The sequence below is a fragment of the Burkholderia sp. RF2-non_BP3 genome (genome assembly GCF_001522185.1).
GTDB classification, from domain to species: Bacteria; Pseudomonadota; Gammaproteobacteria; order Burkholderiales; family Burkholderiaceae; genus Burkholderia; species Burkholderia diffusa.
This window is the reverse complement of sequence record NZ_LOSU01000009.1, coordinates 207441-222420: the sequence shown is the minus strand read 5'-3', so window position 1 is coordinate 222420 and position 14980 is coordinate 207441. Positions and strand designations below refer to the sequence as shown.

Annotated in this window: 16 protein-coding genes; 10 read left to right on the top strand and 6 right to left on the bottom strand. The window is 67.8% G+C overall.

Annotated features, from left to right (window positions below; translation table 11 throughout):
* Positions 1–234 precede the first annotated feature (234 nt).
* The 4 genes from WS45_RS03145 (at position 235) to trhA (ending at position 4079) form a co-directional block, all read left to right on the top strand.
* On the top strand, positions 235–663 hold the full coding sequence (locus WS45_RS03145) for a PRC-barrel domain-containing protein (RefSeq protein WP_059528861.1): 429 nt from the start codon (positions 235–237) through the stop codon (positions 661–663).
* A 282-nt stretch (positions 664–945) separates the two neighbouring features.
* Positions 946–3024: a carbon starvation CstA family protein gene (locus WS45_RS03140; RefSeq protein ID WP_059528858.1), complete on the top strand. Its 2079-nt coding sequence runs from the start codon at positions 946–948 to the stop codon at positions 3022–3024.
* A gap of 12 nt (positions 3025–3036) precedes the next feature.
* Entirely contained in the window at positions 3037–3243 is a 207-nt protein-coding gene (locus WS45_RS03135; RefSeq protein ID WP_027781714.1) for a YbdD/YjiX family protein, read from the top strand.
* A gap of 215 nt (positions 3244–3458) precedes the next feature.
* Positions 3459–4079: a PAQR family membrane homeostasis protein TrhA gene (gene trhA / locus WS45_RS03130; protein WP_059689268.1), complete on the top strand. Its 621-nt coding sequence runs from the start codon at positions 3459–3461 to the stop codon at positions 4077–4079.
* 27 nt (positions 4080–4106) lie between these two features.
* On the opposite strand, the gene WS45_RS03125 is transcribed toward trhA, so the two are convergent.
* Both WS45_RS03125 and WS45_RS03120 read right to left on the bottom strand, forming a co-directional pair.
* Entirely contained in the window at positions 4107–4538 is a 432-nt protein-coding gene (locus WS45_RS03125) for a nuclear transport factor 2 family protein (RefSeq protein ID WP_059698124.1), read from the bottom strand.
* Between the two features lie 118 nt (positions 4539–4656).
* Complete coding sequence (locus WS45_RS03120) at positions 4657–5010, bottom strand: DOPA 4,5-dioxygenase family protein (protein ID WP_059528852.1); 354 nt, start codon at positions 5008–5010, stop codon at positions 4657–4659.
* Between the two features lie 495 nt (positions 5011–5505).
* Here WS45_RS03120 and WS45_RS03115 point away from each other — a divergent pair, with 495 nt between their 5' ends.
* The 3 genes from WS45_RS03115 to WS45_RS03100 all read left to right on the top strand — a co-directional run bounded on the left by WS45_RS03115 (position 5506) and on the right by WS45_RS03100 (position 7010).
* Entirely contained in the window at positions 5506–5883 is a 378-nt protein-coding gene (locus WS45_RS03115; RefSeq protein ID WP_059529118.1) for a hypothetical protein, read from the top strand.
* A 226-nt stretch (positions 5884–6109) separates the two neighbouring features.
* Entirely contained in the window at positions 6110–6589 is a 480-nt protein-coding gene (locus WS45_RS03105) for a hypothetical protein (protein ID WP_059698122.1), read from the top strand.
* 160 nt (positions 6590–6749) lie between these two features.
* Complete coding sequence (locus WS45_RS03100) at positions 6750–7010, top strand: hypothetical protein (protein WP_059698120.1); 261 nt, start codon at positions 6750–6752, stop codon at positions 7008–7010.
* 150 nt (positions 7011–7160) lie between these two features.
* Here the strand turns inward: WS45_RS03100 and hpnH are convergent, their stop codons facing one another.
* Together hpnH and ispH are read right to left on the bottom strand one after the other, a co-directional pair.
* Complete coding sequence (hpnH, locus tag WS45_RS03095; RefSeq protein WP_059528840.1) at positions 7161–8321, bottom strand: adenosyl-hopene transferase HpnH; 1161 nt, start codon at positions 8319–8321, stop codon at positions 7161–7163.
* Positions 8322–8333: 12 nt separating this feature from the next.
* Positions 8334–9275 carry a 4-hydroxy-3-methylbut-2-enyl diphosphate reductase gene (gene ispH, locus WS45_RS03090; RefSeq protein ID WP_011659818.1) on the bottom strand — a complete coding sequence of 314 codons (942 nt, stop codon included), beginning with the start codon at positions 9273–9275 and terminating at the stop codon, positions 8334–8336.
* A 418-nt stretch (positions 9276–9693) separates the two neighbouring features.
* Here ispH and WS45_RS03085 point away from each other — a divergent pair, with 418 nt between their 5' ends.
* On the top strand, positions 9694–10881 hold the full coding sequence (locus WS45_RS03085) for a glycosyltransferase (RefSeq protein WP_059698118.1): 1188 nt from the start codon (positions 9694–9696) through the stop codon (positions 10879–10881).
* A 108-nt stretch (positions 10882–10989) separates the two neighbouring features.
* Here the strand turns inward: WS45_RS03085 and WS45_RS03080 are convergent, their stop codons facing one another.
* Together WS45_RS03080 and hpnA are read right to left on the bottom strand one after the other, a co-directional pair.
* Positions 10990–12387 (bottom strand): hypothetical protein, encoded by a 1398-nt coding sequence (locus WS45_RS03080; protein ID WP_059698115.1) that lies wholly within the window; start codon positions 12385–12387, stop codon positions 10990–10992.
* Positions 12388–12495: 108 nt separating this feature from the next.
* Complete coding sequence (gene hpnA / locus WS45_RS03075; RefSeq protein WP_059528829.1) at positions 12496–13503, bottom strand: hopanoid-associated sugar epimerase; 1008 nt, start codon at positions 13501–13503, stop codon at positions 12496–12498.
* A 204-nt stretch (positions 13504–13707) separates the two neighbouring features.
* Between hpnA and WS45_RS03070 the strand changes: the two genes are divergently transcribed.
* A complete protein-coding gene (locus WS45_RS03070) occupies positions 13708–14004 on the top strand; it encodes an acylphosphatase (RefSeq protein ID WP_059528826.1) in 297 nt (98 codons plus the stop codon).
* A gap of 12 nt (positions 14005–14016) precedes the next feature.
* Positions 14017–14916, top strand: a complete 900-nt coding sequence (rarD, locus tag WS45_RS03065; RefSeq protein ID WP_059528823.1) for an EamA family transporter RarD — start codon at positions 14017–14019, stop codon at positions 14914–14916.
* The last annotated feature ends 64 nt before the right edge of the window (positions 14917–14980 follow it).

The window sequence follows — 14980 nt, the reverse complement described above, 5'->3', positions numbered from 1 at the left end:
ATCTTCGTTCATCGCTGTGCAATGCAGCCTCATGGCAGCACTTCTCGACTGGCGCTACCATGACCCGTGTTGCGTTAACCGACGGGCCCGTCCGGGCCCGTTGCGCGCACACGCAGCGGCGGCGCGGCCGGCCGCTGCTGCATCGACGAAGCGCGGGGTGCTCACCGATTCGCCACCGCACCCGCGCCGCTTCGCTCCCGGCACCAACAACAACCTAACCGGAGTGCAATCAGCATGGCTTTCACCAAGACAATCGTCGCAGCCGCCGTTCTCGTATCGAGCCTCAACGTGCATGCGCAGATCGCGGGCGCCCAGCCACTCAGCGTCACCGTCGAGCAATCGCAGGCGCTGCTCGAAGGCTGGAGCGTGAAGAAGAGCGTGCTCGGCAAGGCCGTGTACAACGACCAGAACCAGAAAGTCGGCACGGTGCGCGACCTGATCGTCGCGCCTGACGGCTCGGTCTCGGCCGCGATCGTGTCGGCCGGCGGTTTCCTGGGCGTCGCGGCGCATGACGTCGCGGTGCCGATCGCGTCGCTCGACGTGCGCAACGGCAACATCTATCTGCCGGGCGCGACGAAGGACGCGCTGAAGGCGACGCCCGCGTTCCAGTACGCGAAGGTGCCGTCGCCGCCGAAGCCGAAGAAGCTCGACGACAAGCACTGATGCAACCGACCCGGCGCGCAATGCGCCGGGCATGGCCAACCGCGGGGCATGCCCGGCCGCGCGTCGGCCGATCGCGGCCGCAACCCGAGCTTTCGCCCCTCGGCTACGTAATTCTACGTAGCCTCGCATACGTAGTTGTGCGCTTGTAAGCCTCCCCCGTCGCGCGGAATACTACGGCCCACCGCCGTGTCTTCCGCGAGACGCGGCACGACGCATCGACGTCACGCGGGTCCGGCGCCTCGCCGGATCCACTCAAAACCACATTGGAGACCAGGAGACGCCATGAATCGGGCTTCCAGTACCCTGCTCTGGATCGCGGTCGCGCTGCTCGGCGCGTTCGCGTTCGGGACGATCGCACTTGCGCACGGCGAACGCGTCAGCGCGCTCTGGATCGTGATCGCCGCAGTCTGCGTATATCTGATCGCATATCGCTTCTACAGCCGTTTCATCGCCAGCAAGGTCATGCAGCTCGACGGGCTGCGGATGACGCCGGCCGTCCGGCACAACGACGGCCTCGACTACGTGCCGACCAACAAGTACGTGCTGTTCGGCCATCACTTCGCCGCGATCGCCGGCGCCGGGCCGCTCGTCGGGCCCGTGCTCGCCGCGCAGATGGGCTACACGCCGGGCATGCTGTGGATCCTGGCCGGCGTCGTGTTCGCGGGCGCGGTGCAGGACTTCATCGTGCTGTTCATCTCGACGCGCCGCGACGGCCGCTCGCTCGGCGACCTCGTCAAGATGGAGCTCGGCACGGTGCCCGGCGTGATCGCGCTGTTCGGCGCATTCCTGATCATGGTGATCATCCTCGCGGTGCTCGCGCTGATCGTCGTGAAGGCGCTGACGAATTCGCCGTGGGGCACGTTCACGGTCGCCGCGACGATTCCGATCGCGCTGTTCATGGGCGTCTACACGCGCTACATCCGCCCGGGCCGCATCGGCGAAGTGTCGATCATCGGCTTCGTGCTGCTGATGGCGTCGATCGCGTTCGGCCAGACCGTGCACGATTCGCCGGCGCTCGCCGCATGGTTCACCTTCAGCGGCACGCAGCTGACGTGGATCCTGATCGGCTACGGCTTCGTCGCATCGGTGCTGCCGGTGTGGCTGCTGCTCGCGCCGCGCGACTATCTGTCCACGTTCCTGAAGATCGGCACGATCCTCGGCCTCGCGATCGGCATTCTGGTCGTCGCGCCGGAACTGAAGATGCCCGCGCTGACGAAGTTCGTCGACGGCACGGGCCCGGTGTGGTCGGGCAACCTGTTCCCGTTCCTGTTCATCACGATCGCATGCGGCGCGGTGTCGGGCTTCCACGCACTGATCTCGTCGGGCACGACGCCGAAGCTGATCGACAACGAAACCAATGCGCGCTTCATCGGTTACGGCGCGATGCTGATGGAATCGTTCGTCGCGATCATGGCGCTGGTCGCCGCATGCGTGATCGAGCCGGGCATCTACTTCGCGATGAACGCGCCGGCGGCCGTGCTCGGCTCGACGCCTGAAGCCGTCGCGAACACGGTTACGCAATGGGGCTTCGTGCTGACGCCCGACATGCTCACGCAGACCGCGAAGGCCGTCGGCGAAACGACGATCATCGCGCGCGCGGGCGGCGCACCGACGCTGGCCGTCGGCATGGCGCACATCCTGCACCAGGTGATCGGCGGCGAAGCGATGATGGCGTTCTGGTATCACTTCGCGATCCTGTTCGAGGCGCTGTTCATTCTGACGGCCGTCGATGCCGGCACGCGCGCGGGCCGCTTCATGCTGCAGGACCTGCTCGGCACGTTCCACCCGGCGCTCAAGCGCACCGAGTCGCTGCCGGCGAACCTTGTCGCCACCGCGCTGTGCGTGGCCGCGTGGGGCTATTTCCTGTATCAGGGCGTGGTCGATCCGCTCGGCGGCATCAACACGCTGTGGCCGCTGTTCGGCATCTCGAACCAGATGCTCGCCGCGATCGCGCTGGTGCTTGGCACCGTCGTGCTGTTCAAGATGAAGCGCGAGCGCTACGCGTGGGTGACGATCGTGCCGACCGCATGGCTGCTGATCTGCACGCTGACGGCCGGCTGGCAGAAGATCTTCGATTCGAATCCGAAGGTCAGCTTCCTCGCGCACGCGGCGAAGCTGCAGGCCGCGGTGGACGAAGGCAAGGTACTCGCGCCGGCCAAGTCGATCGCGCAGATGAAGCGGATCATCTTCAACGACTACATCGATGCGGCGCTGGCCGGCCTGTTCATCTTCGTCGTCGTGGCGATCGCGGGGTACGGCCTGCTCGCCGTGCTGCGCGCGCGTCGCGAGTCGAAGCCGACCGTGCGCGAGACGCCGTACGAAGCGATGCCGGCCGCACAAGCGCTCGGCAGCGGACGATAACGGGAGGCCGCGATGTTCACCGATCTCGGCAGCGACCTGCGCAGTGCGGGGCGTTACCTCGGGCAGGCGTTGCGGCTGATGGTCGGCCTGCCCGACTACGACACCTATGTCGCGCACATGCGCGAAACCCATCCGGACCGCGAGCCGATGACGTACGAGGAATTCTTCCGCGAGCGTCAGAATGCGCGGTACGGGTCGGGGGCAGGGAAGTGTTGCTGAACCGGGCCGGTGCAGCCGGCCGGTGAGGCGGTCCGGTGACGGACCGGAAAGCGCCGCGAAGACATTCGCGGCGCTTTTTCTTTGGCGGGCCGGTGCGGTGCGCGCGAGGCGCCCGTCACCGCGGCGTTTGACTTCGTCCAGCGCGGAGAAGTCCGGGCGTCGGTATCATATGAGGCATCCTCTTTCCCCGAAGAATCCGCGCAGGAGAACCCGTCGTGCATGTCGGTGAGCGTTTCAACAGCATTTCCCATCTCGTCGGCGCGGTGCTGTCGGTGGCAGGGCTGGTCGCGCTGGTGACGATGGGCGCGCTCGACCGCGATCCCTACAAGATCGTGAGCTTCAGCGTGTACGGTGCGATGCTGATCCTGCTCTACGGAATCTCGACGGCGTATCACAGCGTGCGCAACCCGCGCCTGAAGGCGATCCTGCAGAAGTGCGACCATTCAGCCATCTATCTGCTGATCGCGGGCAGCTACACGCCGTTTACGCTCGTCACGCTGCGCGGCCCGTGGGGCTGGTCGCTGTTCGGCGTGAGCTGGGGGCTCGCCGCGTTCGGGATCGCGCAGGAACTCACGCTCGGTCGGCGCACGCGCATCGTGTCGATGGTGCTGTACGTGCTGATGGGCTGGCTCGCCCTCGTTGCAATCCGCCCGCTGATTCATGCGCTGCCGCCGGTGGGTGCCGTATGGCTCGTGGCCGGCGGCGTCATCTACAGCGCGGGGATCTACTTCTTCATCAACGACGAGCGCATCCGCCACGGGCACGGTATCTGGCATCTTTTCGTGCTGGCCGGCAGCCTGTGCCAGTTCGTCAGCGTCGCGATGTATGTCGCGTGAGCGTGCATGCGGGCGGCATGGCGCGCGTCATGCGTGCCCGGCCGCCCGTGCCGCGCCGCGCAGCGCCATGAACCCGACCCACCCCCAGTAGACGCGATGATGCGCGATCAGCCCGTCGCGCAGATCCATCATCTCGACGAGATCGACCTGATCGCCTTCCGGCGTTTCGCGCGGATATTCCCACGTGAGTTGCCGGCCGTTCGAGAAGAACAGCCCGGTTCGATACCAGCGTCCGAGCTTGTTTCCCGGATTGCGCAGGCCCGTCGCGAAAAACGCGCCGATCGCGGCCTTGCCGTGCAGCACGCCCGAGCCGTGATCGGGCAGCGCGACGACGATCAGCGGCGTTTCGAGTATCGCGTCGTCCGCGTACAGCGACATCAGCGCGTCGAGGTCGCGCGCGACGACGGCGGCGTGCCAGTCTTGATGGATGCGTTGTGCATCGGTGTCGGCTTGTGTCATGGCGGGTTCCGGCAAACGTGGGTAACGGAACCACTGTATCGACGCCGCGCCGCCGGACGTTTCAGCTCGGGCCGAAACGTGGATACCGCGTATGTCGAATGCGACCGCGTGCGGCTCGTCAGCCCGCGAGCGCGCCGAGATTCAGGTCATGCGACTTGCCGATCCACACCGCGCTGTCGCGATGGTCGCGCAGATCGTCGCCGGTATTCGGATGCAGGAAGATGTCGAGCGCGCCGTGATTCAGGATGAGCCACGGCACGATGGTGTCGAAGCGCGCGGCGTCGAACGCGATCTGGTACGACCAGGCCGGATGCGGGCCGACGAGGCGCTCGTGAAAGCGGCCGAGCTCGATGATCGCGCCGAATCGTTCTTCGACGACGAGGCGGAACGCCCAGGCTGCGTCGCGGCTCGCGGCGTCGAAGTAGACGTGTGCGTGCCAATTGTCGATGGCGGAGGTGTCGATGGCAGCCATGGCGGAACTCGGGAAAAGAATAGGGAACGGATAAGCGCCGTGACTGACGGCGCGATGCGCAATTATCGCGCGTCCGTGTCGCACACGTCTTCTCGCGGAGCGGTAAATCGGCGCGGAGGTTTTGTCGTATGTCAGGAAAACGAGCGCATTTGTCGAATCGTTTCCCGCCTGTGCCGGCGTGTGCGACATCGCGCCGAAAGCCGCGCCGGGCAGGGCTTTGGCCGAAATCGCATCGGCAATACGTCATTTCAAAAACCGCAAAAGCGATTCACACGACACGTCGATTCGTCTGCAAAAACGCGATCAGGTAGTTGAATGAAATAAAGAAATTCCACTCGGGCAGCATTGGCGAATCGCACGGATCGCACCCCGTCCGTCGGTGCCGAAAATATCAATTGCGGAATCGGCTATTCAAGCGCGTGATCACGCGACATACGATGATTGCACCGCATCGACGACGACGATCGATGCGGAAACAACCATCTGGAGGCCATGATGCGATCCGTTGTTTCCCTTGCTGTCCTGTCCGGCGCGCTTGCCGTGCTGCCCGCCGCGAGCTTCGCGCAGTCCGTCGATACCGAGAGGCAGTCGAACGTTGCGCCGTTGACCTGGTCGGCGGCGCGTGCCGAAACCGATGTGCAATTGCGGCAGATGACGCGCGCCGGCTATCGTGCGACGACAGCCGGCAACCAGAACTATCCGCTCGCGATGCAGCGTGCGCTCGAACGCGTGAGGTACCCGGTGCCCGACCGCTCGCGCGAGGAGAAGGCCGCGATGGAAGCGCGCGCGGCCAGCGCGGCGCAGAGCGGTCATCCGGTGAAGGCGTTCTTCGTGAAGACCGCGTACTACCTGAAGGGCGAGAACACGTTCTGATGCGGGAGCAGAGCATGGCGTGCCTTGACCGACTCCCCGACGTGTTGCGCGCATCCGCGATCCGCCGGCTGCCCCAGGCGTGTGCGACGCGGCGACGGGACGACGTGTACGGCGGCGCGCGGCGCCGCGCGAACGGCGGTCGCGATGCACGGCGCGGCGCCCGCGCGTGCCGCACCGCGTGGCCGGCATTCGACGTGGACGACGTCGCGGCAGGCGAGGGCGGATCATGAAGGCCGCCCGAAAAGGCCGTCGCCACCCGCCGTTGACGCGCGAGTGGCTGCTGCCGTTGCCGCCGGCGCATGTGCGCGACATCTCGCTGAAATGCCACATGGCGCTCGTCGCGCTGCGCGGCGAGCACGGCAGCGAAACGTTGCTGATGCGGCTGCGCACGAGCGTCTATCTGGTGTTCCTCTCGCTCGACGACGCAGTATCCCCGGATGCGAGCGTCGACCTGTGCGTCGACGCGGAGCGCGTGCTCGACGCGAGCATGGCGCGCGCCGCGCAAAGCGGCGCATGGACGCTGCACGACGACGAGTGCGCGGCGCTCGAACGTGTGCTCGCGGCGAACGACGCGTGCGTCGCGACGCTCACGCGGCACCGGCTCGCCGAGCTGTGGCGCCACGTGTGCGCGTTCGCATCGAGCGAGCAGCCGGGGCTGGTCGCGCAGCCGGCGGCCCGGATGCGGGAAGCGGCCGTTCTGCATTGAGCGGTGGCAACGCGACCGAGCCCTGGCTGCGTTTCATGCGCGTTCCGTTCTCCGGGGCTGACGCTCGCCGCCAACGGGTTCGGTCGATGACCATCCATCCTCGCGTTCGCGGCGATCGTGCGTGTCGCCGCGAATGCATTCGTTTCAGTCAGGAGGCGCGATGGCGCTATACAGGATCGGTGGCTACTTCACGTGCGGAAGCGGCCGCGCATTCAACGAGAATCTGCCGCCGGGCAGCGAGACGCCGGTTGCGGGCATCTATCGATGCACCGTATGCGGCGACGAGATCGGCATCGCGAAGTCGCAGGCGCTGCCGTCCGACGACGCGCATCGTCACGATTTCGATCCGCCGTCCGACCCGCTGGTCGATCGCGGACCGACCGCATGGCAGCTGATCGCGGCGGCCGAGTCGAGACACTAGCGTGCGGGCATTCGCATGCTCATGCGTGCGCGAATGCACGCGGCCTTGCGACGACGCCCATCAAAACAAAAGCGCCACGGAGCGAACTCCGTGGCGCTTCTTCGATGCGGGCCGACGCGGAGGCGCGAACCTCCGCGTGGCGATACGCGCTTAAGCCGCCGTTGCCGGCTTCGCCGGCTTCTGCAGCTTGCCCTTGCCGGCGCGCTGGATTTCCTCGAGCTTGATCTCGACGTGGCGCGAGAACACATACTCGGCCGGGCGCTGCTTCGCGATCGAGATGTCCGGCGCGAATGCGCCTTCCGTCTTGATACCCTTCCGGCTCACGGCAAACGCCTTCAGCGGATGCGCGATCGTGTCCATCACGGCGGTGGCTTCGAAGCCGCAGTGGACCATGCAGTCCGCGCACTTCTCGTAGTTGCCGACGCCGTAGTTGTCCCAGTTCGTGTCTTCCATCAGTTCCTTGAAGGTCTTCACGTAACCTTCTCCGACCAGATAGCACGGCTTCTGCCAGCCGAACACGGTACGCGCCGGGTTGCCCCACGGCGTGCACTTGTACGTCTGGTTGCCGGCCAGGAAGTCGAGGAACAGCGACGACTGGCTGAACGACCAGCGCTTGCCGCCTTCGCCGCGCTTCAGGATCTCGCGGAACAGGTTCTTCGTCTTGTCGCGGTTCAGGAAGTGCTGCTGATCCGGCGCGCGCTCGTACGCATAGCCCGGCGACACGGTGATGCCGTCGACGCCGATCGGCCCCAGCGTGTCGAAGAACTTCGCGACGCGCTCGGGGATCGCATCGTTGAACAGCGTGCAGTTGATGTTCACGCGGAAGCCGCGGCGCTTCGCTTCCTTGATGGCCGCGACCGCCTTGTCGTACACGCCTTCCTGCGACACGGAATGGTCGTGCATGTCCTTGTCGCCGTCGAGGTGGACCGACCAGACGAAGTACGGATTCGGCTGGTAGTCGTCCATCTTCTTTTCCATCAGGAGCGCGTTCGTGCACAGGTACACGAATTTCTTGCGCTTCATGATGCCCTTGACGATCTCCGGCATCTCCTTGTGGAGCAGCGGCTCGCCGCCGGCGATCGACACGATGGGCGCGCCGCACTCGTCGACGGCTTCCAGGCATTCCTCGACGGACAGGCGCTGGTTCAGGATCGGGTCCGGATAGTCGATCTTGCCGCAGCCGTTACAGGCGAGGTTGCAGCGGAACAGCGGCTCGAGCATCAGCGCGAGCGGATAGCGTTTGTTGCCGGACAGGTGTTGGCGCATGATGTATGCGCCGACGCGGACTTGCTGGAGCAGCGGAATAGACAAGAGTTGTCCTCCTTAAACTTCGCGGGCGACAGCTTGCGTAAGCTTCGCCGGCAACTTGAATTCGACTTTTTCCTCGCGGCCCGCCATCGTCGTGACATCGACGGGCCCCAGCGCGCGCAGCGCGCCGATTACATCCTCAACCATTTCCTCGGGTGCCGACGCGCCGGCGGTCAGGCCGACCGTCTGCACGCCCGCGAACCATTCGGGCTTCACTTCCGAGCCGTCGGCGACGAGATAGCTCGGCACGCCGCTTTCGGTGCCGATCTCGCGCAGGCGGTTCGAGTTCGAGCTGTTCGTCGCACCGACGACCAGCAGCACGTCGACCTGGCCGCTCAGCTCGCGCACGGCGGCCTGGCGGTTCTGCGTCGCGTAGCAGATGTCGCGCGTGTCCGGGCCGACGATGTCGGTGAACCGGCGCTGCAGCGCTTCGATGATGCCGCGCGTGTCGTCGACCGACAGCGTCGTCTGCGTGACGTACGCGACCGGCGTGTCGACCGGCAGCGTCAGCGTATCGACTTCTGCCTCGCTCTGCACGAGGATCACCTCGGCCGGAATCTGGCCGATCGTGCCCTCGACTTCCGGATGGCCCGCATGGCCGATCAGGATCAGCCGGCGGCCCGCCGCGACGTATTGGCGGCCCTGCACGTGCACTTTCGTGACGAGCGGGCAGGTTGCGTCCAGCACGTCGAGCCCGCGCGTTTCGGCGTCGCGTTCGACCGTCTGGGCGACACCGTGCGCGCTGAAGATCGCCACGGCGCCATGCGGCACCTCGTCGAGCTCCTCAACGAATCGTGCCCCTTTATTACGCAGATTTTCGACGACATGCCGGTTATGCACGATCTCATGACGCACATAGACCGGCGCGCCGTGCTGTTGCAGCGCGCGATCGACGATCTCGATCGCACGGACAACCCCCGCACAGAAGCCGCGGGGCTGGGCAAGGATGACTCGCATAAGTGAGCGAACTCCGACGACAGACGCCGGGGTTCGAGGAGCTGGCACTGCTCGCTCGCCCCGGCTTGATGTTATGAAGGCAGGAAACGAACCGGCCAGGCCAGGCCCCGGAACCCCGAATTAATCGCGCATTTTAACCCTATCGCGCCGTCCTTGCTCTGGTGCCGTATCGGCCGTGTTGCATCCGCCGCAGAGCCGCGTCGGCGCTCGCGCGCGCGGAACCCGGTAAACTGCGCGGTTTCGCGGGCAACCTGTCCGGCTGCCCGGCGTCGCGCTCATTTCAAGGCCATTCGATGACCGTCGATTCTTACGCGTATTGCCCTGCCGCCGATGCGGTCATGGGTGTTTTCACTCCGACCCCGATTATGACCGGACGATCCGGCGCCGCTCACGCCGGTATCCGGCAGGAGGCGTGCCGATGATGCTGGCGATTACCTTCCTGGTATCCGGCCTGTCGCTGCTGATCTGGATCGTGCTGCTCGTCGCGCGCGGCGGCTTCTGGCGCGCGCGCCCCGCGCGGGCGCTGCCGCCCGAGGCGCGCGGCGCCGCGGCCGAGGCCGGCTGGCCGGCCGTGGTCGCGGTCGTGCCGGCGCGCAACGAGGTCGACGTGATCGCCCGGGCGGCGACGTCGCTGCTCGAGCAGGATTATCCGGGCGACTTTCATCTGATCATCGTCGACGACCACAGCGACGACGGCACCGCCGATGCGGCCCGCGCCGCCGCGCTCGCGATCAACCGCGCCGACCGCCTGACGGTGCTGGCCGCGAAGCCGCTGCCGGCGGGGTGGTCGGGCAAGGTGTGGGCGCAGTCGCAGGGCATCGCCGCGGTGCGCACGCTCGGGCTGCCGGCCGACTATCTGCTGCTGACCGATGCCGACATCGGCCATCCGCCGAACGCCGTCGCCCAACTCGTCACGCGCGCGCAGGCCGAACAGCGCGACCTGGTGTCGCTGATGGTGCGGCTGCGTTGCGATTCGTTCTGGGAAAAGGCGCTGATCCCGGCGTTCGTATTTTTCTTCGCGAAGCTCTATCCGTTCTCGTGGATCAACAATCCGCGCAACAGGACGGCCGGCGCCGCGGGCGGCTGCATGCTGGTCAAGCGCAGCGCGCTCGAGGAGGCGGGCGGCATCGAGTCGATCCGCGGCGCGCTGATCGACGACTGCAGTCTCGCCGCGCAGATCAAGCATCGCGGCAGCGGCCGGCATCCGATCCGGCTCGATCTGGCCGACCGCAGCGTGTCGCTGCGGCCGTACGACAGCTGGCGCGACATCTGGAACATGATCGCGCGCACCGCGTTCACGCAGCTCCACTATTCGCCGCTGCTGCTCGCCGGCACGCTGCTCGGAATGACGATCATCTACCTCGTGCCGCCCGTGGCCGCGCTCGCATACGGCGCGCGCGCCTGGCCGGCGTGGCTCGCATGGGCGTCGATGTGCACCGCATATGCGCCGATGCTGCGCTACTACCGCCGCTCGCCGCTGTGGGCGCCGGCGCTGCCGCTCGTCGCGCTGTTCTACGTCGGCGCGACGTTCGCGTCCGCGTGGCGCTACTGGCGCGGCAAGGGCGGCCAGTGGAAGGCGCGCGTGCAGGCGCCGGTGGAGCGCTGACGCACGCCGGCGGATGCCGGTCGTTCCTCCGGATTTCGGAAAGCAAAAAGCCCGATCGATTGTGAATCGATCGGGCTTTGTCATATGCGGCGGCGCCGCCGCACGTGCTTACCGTTGCGTCAGCATCATGTACATCTGGATCACGACGTCCGGCGAGAACGTGAACGGCACCCAGCCGTAGCCGGTGTGGCGCGCGACCAGCAGGCGGTCGCCGTTGGACTGCTTCTGCACGGCCATCATCGGGTTCTTCGTCGTCACGAAGCGCCAGCCGGCCGGGATGCCCGGCGGCGGTTCCGGCTGCATCGACGCGCGCGCATGCGCGAGTTCCTCGATCAGCTGACCGAGCTGCTCCGGGTGCAGCGTGATCGACTGGCCGTTGACGGTCAGCGTCAGTTCGTTCTGCGACGGGCGGGCGACGTGCAGCGTCGGCTTGTCGGCGACGGCGTCCGCTGTTTCGGCTGCGGGGGCGACTTCGATTGCGGTGTCGGCGGCCGGCGCGACGACGGCGGTGCCGGCATCGGCGGGCGCTGCCGCGGCTTCGTCGGCGGTCACCGCCACGGCTGCGTGTGCCACCGGCTCGACAACCGGTTCGACGACTTCGGCCGCGACGGCCGGCGCGGCTGCCACCGCCGCCGCGTTCGTCGCGGCGTCCTTCACGACGGCTTCGACCAGCGCTTCCGCGTCGGCGATCGCCTTCGCGTGACGCTCGGCGGCCGCTTCGGCCTGCGCGATCGCTTCGGTGTGGCGCTGCGCGACGGCCTCGGCCTCGGCAGTCGCCGCCGCGTGGCGTTGCGCGGCCGCGTCGGCCTGCGCGATCGCTTCGGTGTGACGTTGCGTGACGGCTTGGGCTTCGGCGGTTGCCTCGACATGGCGCTGCGCGGCGGCTTCCGCTTCGGCGATCGCCTGCGTGTGACGCTGCGCGAGTGCCTCCGCCTCGGCGATCGCGGCCGCGTGACGCTGCGTCGCGGCCTCGGCCTCGGCGGTTGCTTCGGCATGGCGCTTCGCGGCGGCTTCGGCTTCCGTGGCGGCCGCCGCATGACGCTGCGCGGCTGCATCCGCTTCGGTCGCGGCGGCGTGATGACGCTGCGCGGCGGCCTCGGCTTCGGCGATCGCGGCCGCATGACGCTGCGACGCGGCTTCGGCATCCGCGTGACGCTGGGCGAGCGCTTCGGTCAGCGCGGTCGCCTCGGCGTGCCGCTGGACGGCGGCCTCGGCCTGTGCGGTGGCTTCGATGTGGCGTTGGGCGGCGGCTTCGGCCGCGGCGGTGGCGTCCGCGTGGCGCTGCTGCGCGGCTTCGGCGTCGGCGGCTGCGGCCGTGTGGCGCTGCGCGGCGGCCTGGGCTTCGGTCTCGGCGGCGGCGTGACGGGCGGCGGCGGCCTGGGCTTCAGCCGCGGCGGCGCGCGCGAACGCTTCCGCGCTGCGTGCCGCCTGCTGCGCGGCGTGGTGATCGTGGAGGAGCCGATCGACGCCCGCGTTGAGCGAATCGATCTGTTCGTTCAGGTTCATGCGTGTCTTCTCTGCGTAAGACCCGCGATTTTAACCGCTGCGCCGGTGCCGGTCCGTCAGCGACGTGTAACAAAGTGCGCAAAGCGGCGTGACGCACGCCGCTTTGTGTTACTTCAGATAGCCCGCCGAGCCGAACCAGTCCAGTGCGTCGCGCAGTCCTTCCCGGTACGGACGCGCGCGGTAGCCGAGCTCGCGCTCGGCCTTCGCGGACGTGAAATACATCTTGTTCTTCGACATCCGCAAGCCGTCGACGGTCACGAACGGCTCCTTCTTCGTGAACTTCGCGACGGCCTCCGCACCGACCGCGAGCGGGTAGAGCGGCCAGCGCGGCAGCGCGATCGTCGGCGCCTTGCGGTTCGTCATCTGCGCGATGTCGGCCAGCATCTGCTGCAGCGGCAGGTTCTCGCCGCCGAGGATGTAGCGCTCGCCGATGCGGCCGCGCTCGAGCGCGAGGAAGTGGCCGTGCGCGACGTCGTCGACGTGCACGAGGTTCAGGCCGGTATCGACGAACGCGGGAATCTTGCCGAGCGCGGCCTCGACGATGATGCGGCCGGTCGGCGTCGGCTTCACGTCGCGCGGGCCGATCGGCGTCGACGGGTTGACGATCACGGCCGGCAGCCCTTCGTCGGCGATCATCCGCTCGACCGCGCGCTCGGCCAGCACCTTGCTGCGCTTGTACACGCCGATCGCCTGTTCGGCGGTCAGCGGCCGGTTCTCGTCGGACGGATCGCCGGCGCTCGTGACCTTCAGCGTCGCGACGCTGCTCGTGTAGACGATCCGCTCGACGCCCTCGGCACGCGCGGCGCGCATCGTCGCGACCGCGCCTTCGAGGTTCGCGCGCTCGATCTCGTCCGGATCCGGCGCCCACAGCCGGTAGTCGGCCGCCACGTGCAGCAGATAGCGCACGCCGCGCAGCGCGGCGCGCATCGACGTCTCGTCGCGCATGTCGCCGGTGACGATTTCGGCGTCGAGATCCGCGACGTTCGTGCGCGGGCTGGTCGGGCGCACCAGCACGCGCACCGCATAGCCTTTCTGCTGCGCGATGCGTGCGACGGCCGAGCCGACGAAACCGGACGCGCCGGTGACGAGAACGAGATCGCGGGAGGTATCAGTCATGCGTTTCCTTCAGGGCCGCGCGCGGGCGGCGCGGCGGTTGTGCGTCGGCGAGATTGTACGTGGTCGGCGCGCCCGGCGACGCGAGCGCCGCGCGGCGGCCGCGGCGGGCGTCGGCGGCCGCGTGCGGCCCGCTTGCCGGGCGCGTGTGCGAAGCCGCCGACGCGACTACAATGCCGGGCTTGAATGCTACGGGAGGGCGACGCGATGAGCCGCAATGAACTGGACGAACGGATCGAGACCTACTACGTGCGGGTGCGCGGCGTCGTGCAGGGCGTCGGCTTTCGTCACGCAACGGTGCGCGAGGCGCACGCGCTGAAGCTGCGCGGCTGGGTCGCGAATCTCGAGGACGGCAGTGTCGAGGCGATGATCCAGGGCCCCGGCGCGCAGATCGACCGGATGCTCGCCTGGCTGCGGCACGGGCCGCCGTCCGCGCACGTGACCGAGGTGACGTTCGAGGAGCGTCAGGTCGAAAAGCGCTTCGAGCGCTTCCAGCAGCAGTAAGGCGAAAACAACATGACGGGGTATCCGGAGGCCGGTCGCGGCATCGCGCTGTCGGTGATGGCGTCGACGCTGTTCGCGCTGATGTCCGCCTACGCGAAACTGCTCGCGCCGCTCACCGGGCTCGACATCTTCGCGTGGCGCATCCTGTGGACCGCGCCGGGCGCACTCGCGCTGATCGCGCTGCGCGGCCGCTGGCCGGCGCTCGTCGACCTCGTGCGGCGCGGCGTGCGCGACTGGCGCCTGCTGATCGCGCTGCCGGCGAGCGCGGCGCTGCTCGGCCTGCAGCTGTGGCTGTTCCTGTGGGCGCCGCTGCACGGGCGCATGCTCGAAGTGTCGCTCGGCTATTTCCTGCTGCCGCTGACGATGGTGCTCGTCGGCCGCTTCTACTATCACGAACGCCTCGATCCGCTGCAATGGGCGGCGGTCGCCTGCGCGGCGCTCGGTGTCGCGCACGAGGTGTGGGCGACGCGCGCGTTCGCGTGGCCGACGCTCGTCGTCGCGCTCGGCTATCCGCCGTATTTCGTGCTGCGTCGCCGGATCAACGCCGATTCGCTCGCCGCGTTCGCGCTCGAGATCGCGCTGCTGTGCCCGGTCGCGCTCGCGATGGTGTCGGCAAGCGCGACGCCGGTCGCCAGCCATCCGCTGCTGTGGGCCGTGCTGCTGCCGGGGCTCGGCGTGCTCAGCACGCTCGCGCTCGCGAGCTACCTGAAGGCGAGCCGGATGCTGCCGATGGCGCTGTTCGGGATCCTCGGCTACGTCGAGCCGGTGCTGCTCGTCGCGGTGTCGCTGCTGCTGCTCGGCGAGACGCTGAGCGTCGCGCAGCTCGCGACGTACGGGCCGATCTGGGCCGCCGTCGCGCTGACCGCGTGGCACAGCGCGATGCTGATGCGGCGCTTGCCGATGCGCGGCTGAGCGTCTTCGCGCGGCGGGGCGACGGCGGCAGCGAACGCGCCGCGCATCGCGCGCGCGTTGCGTC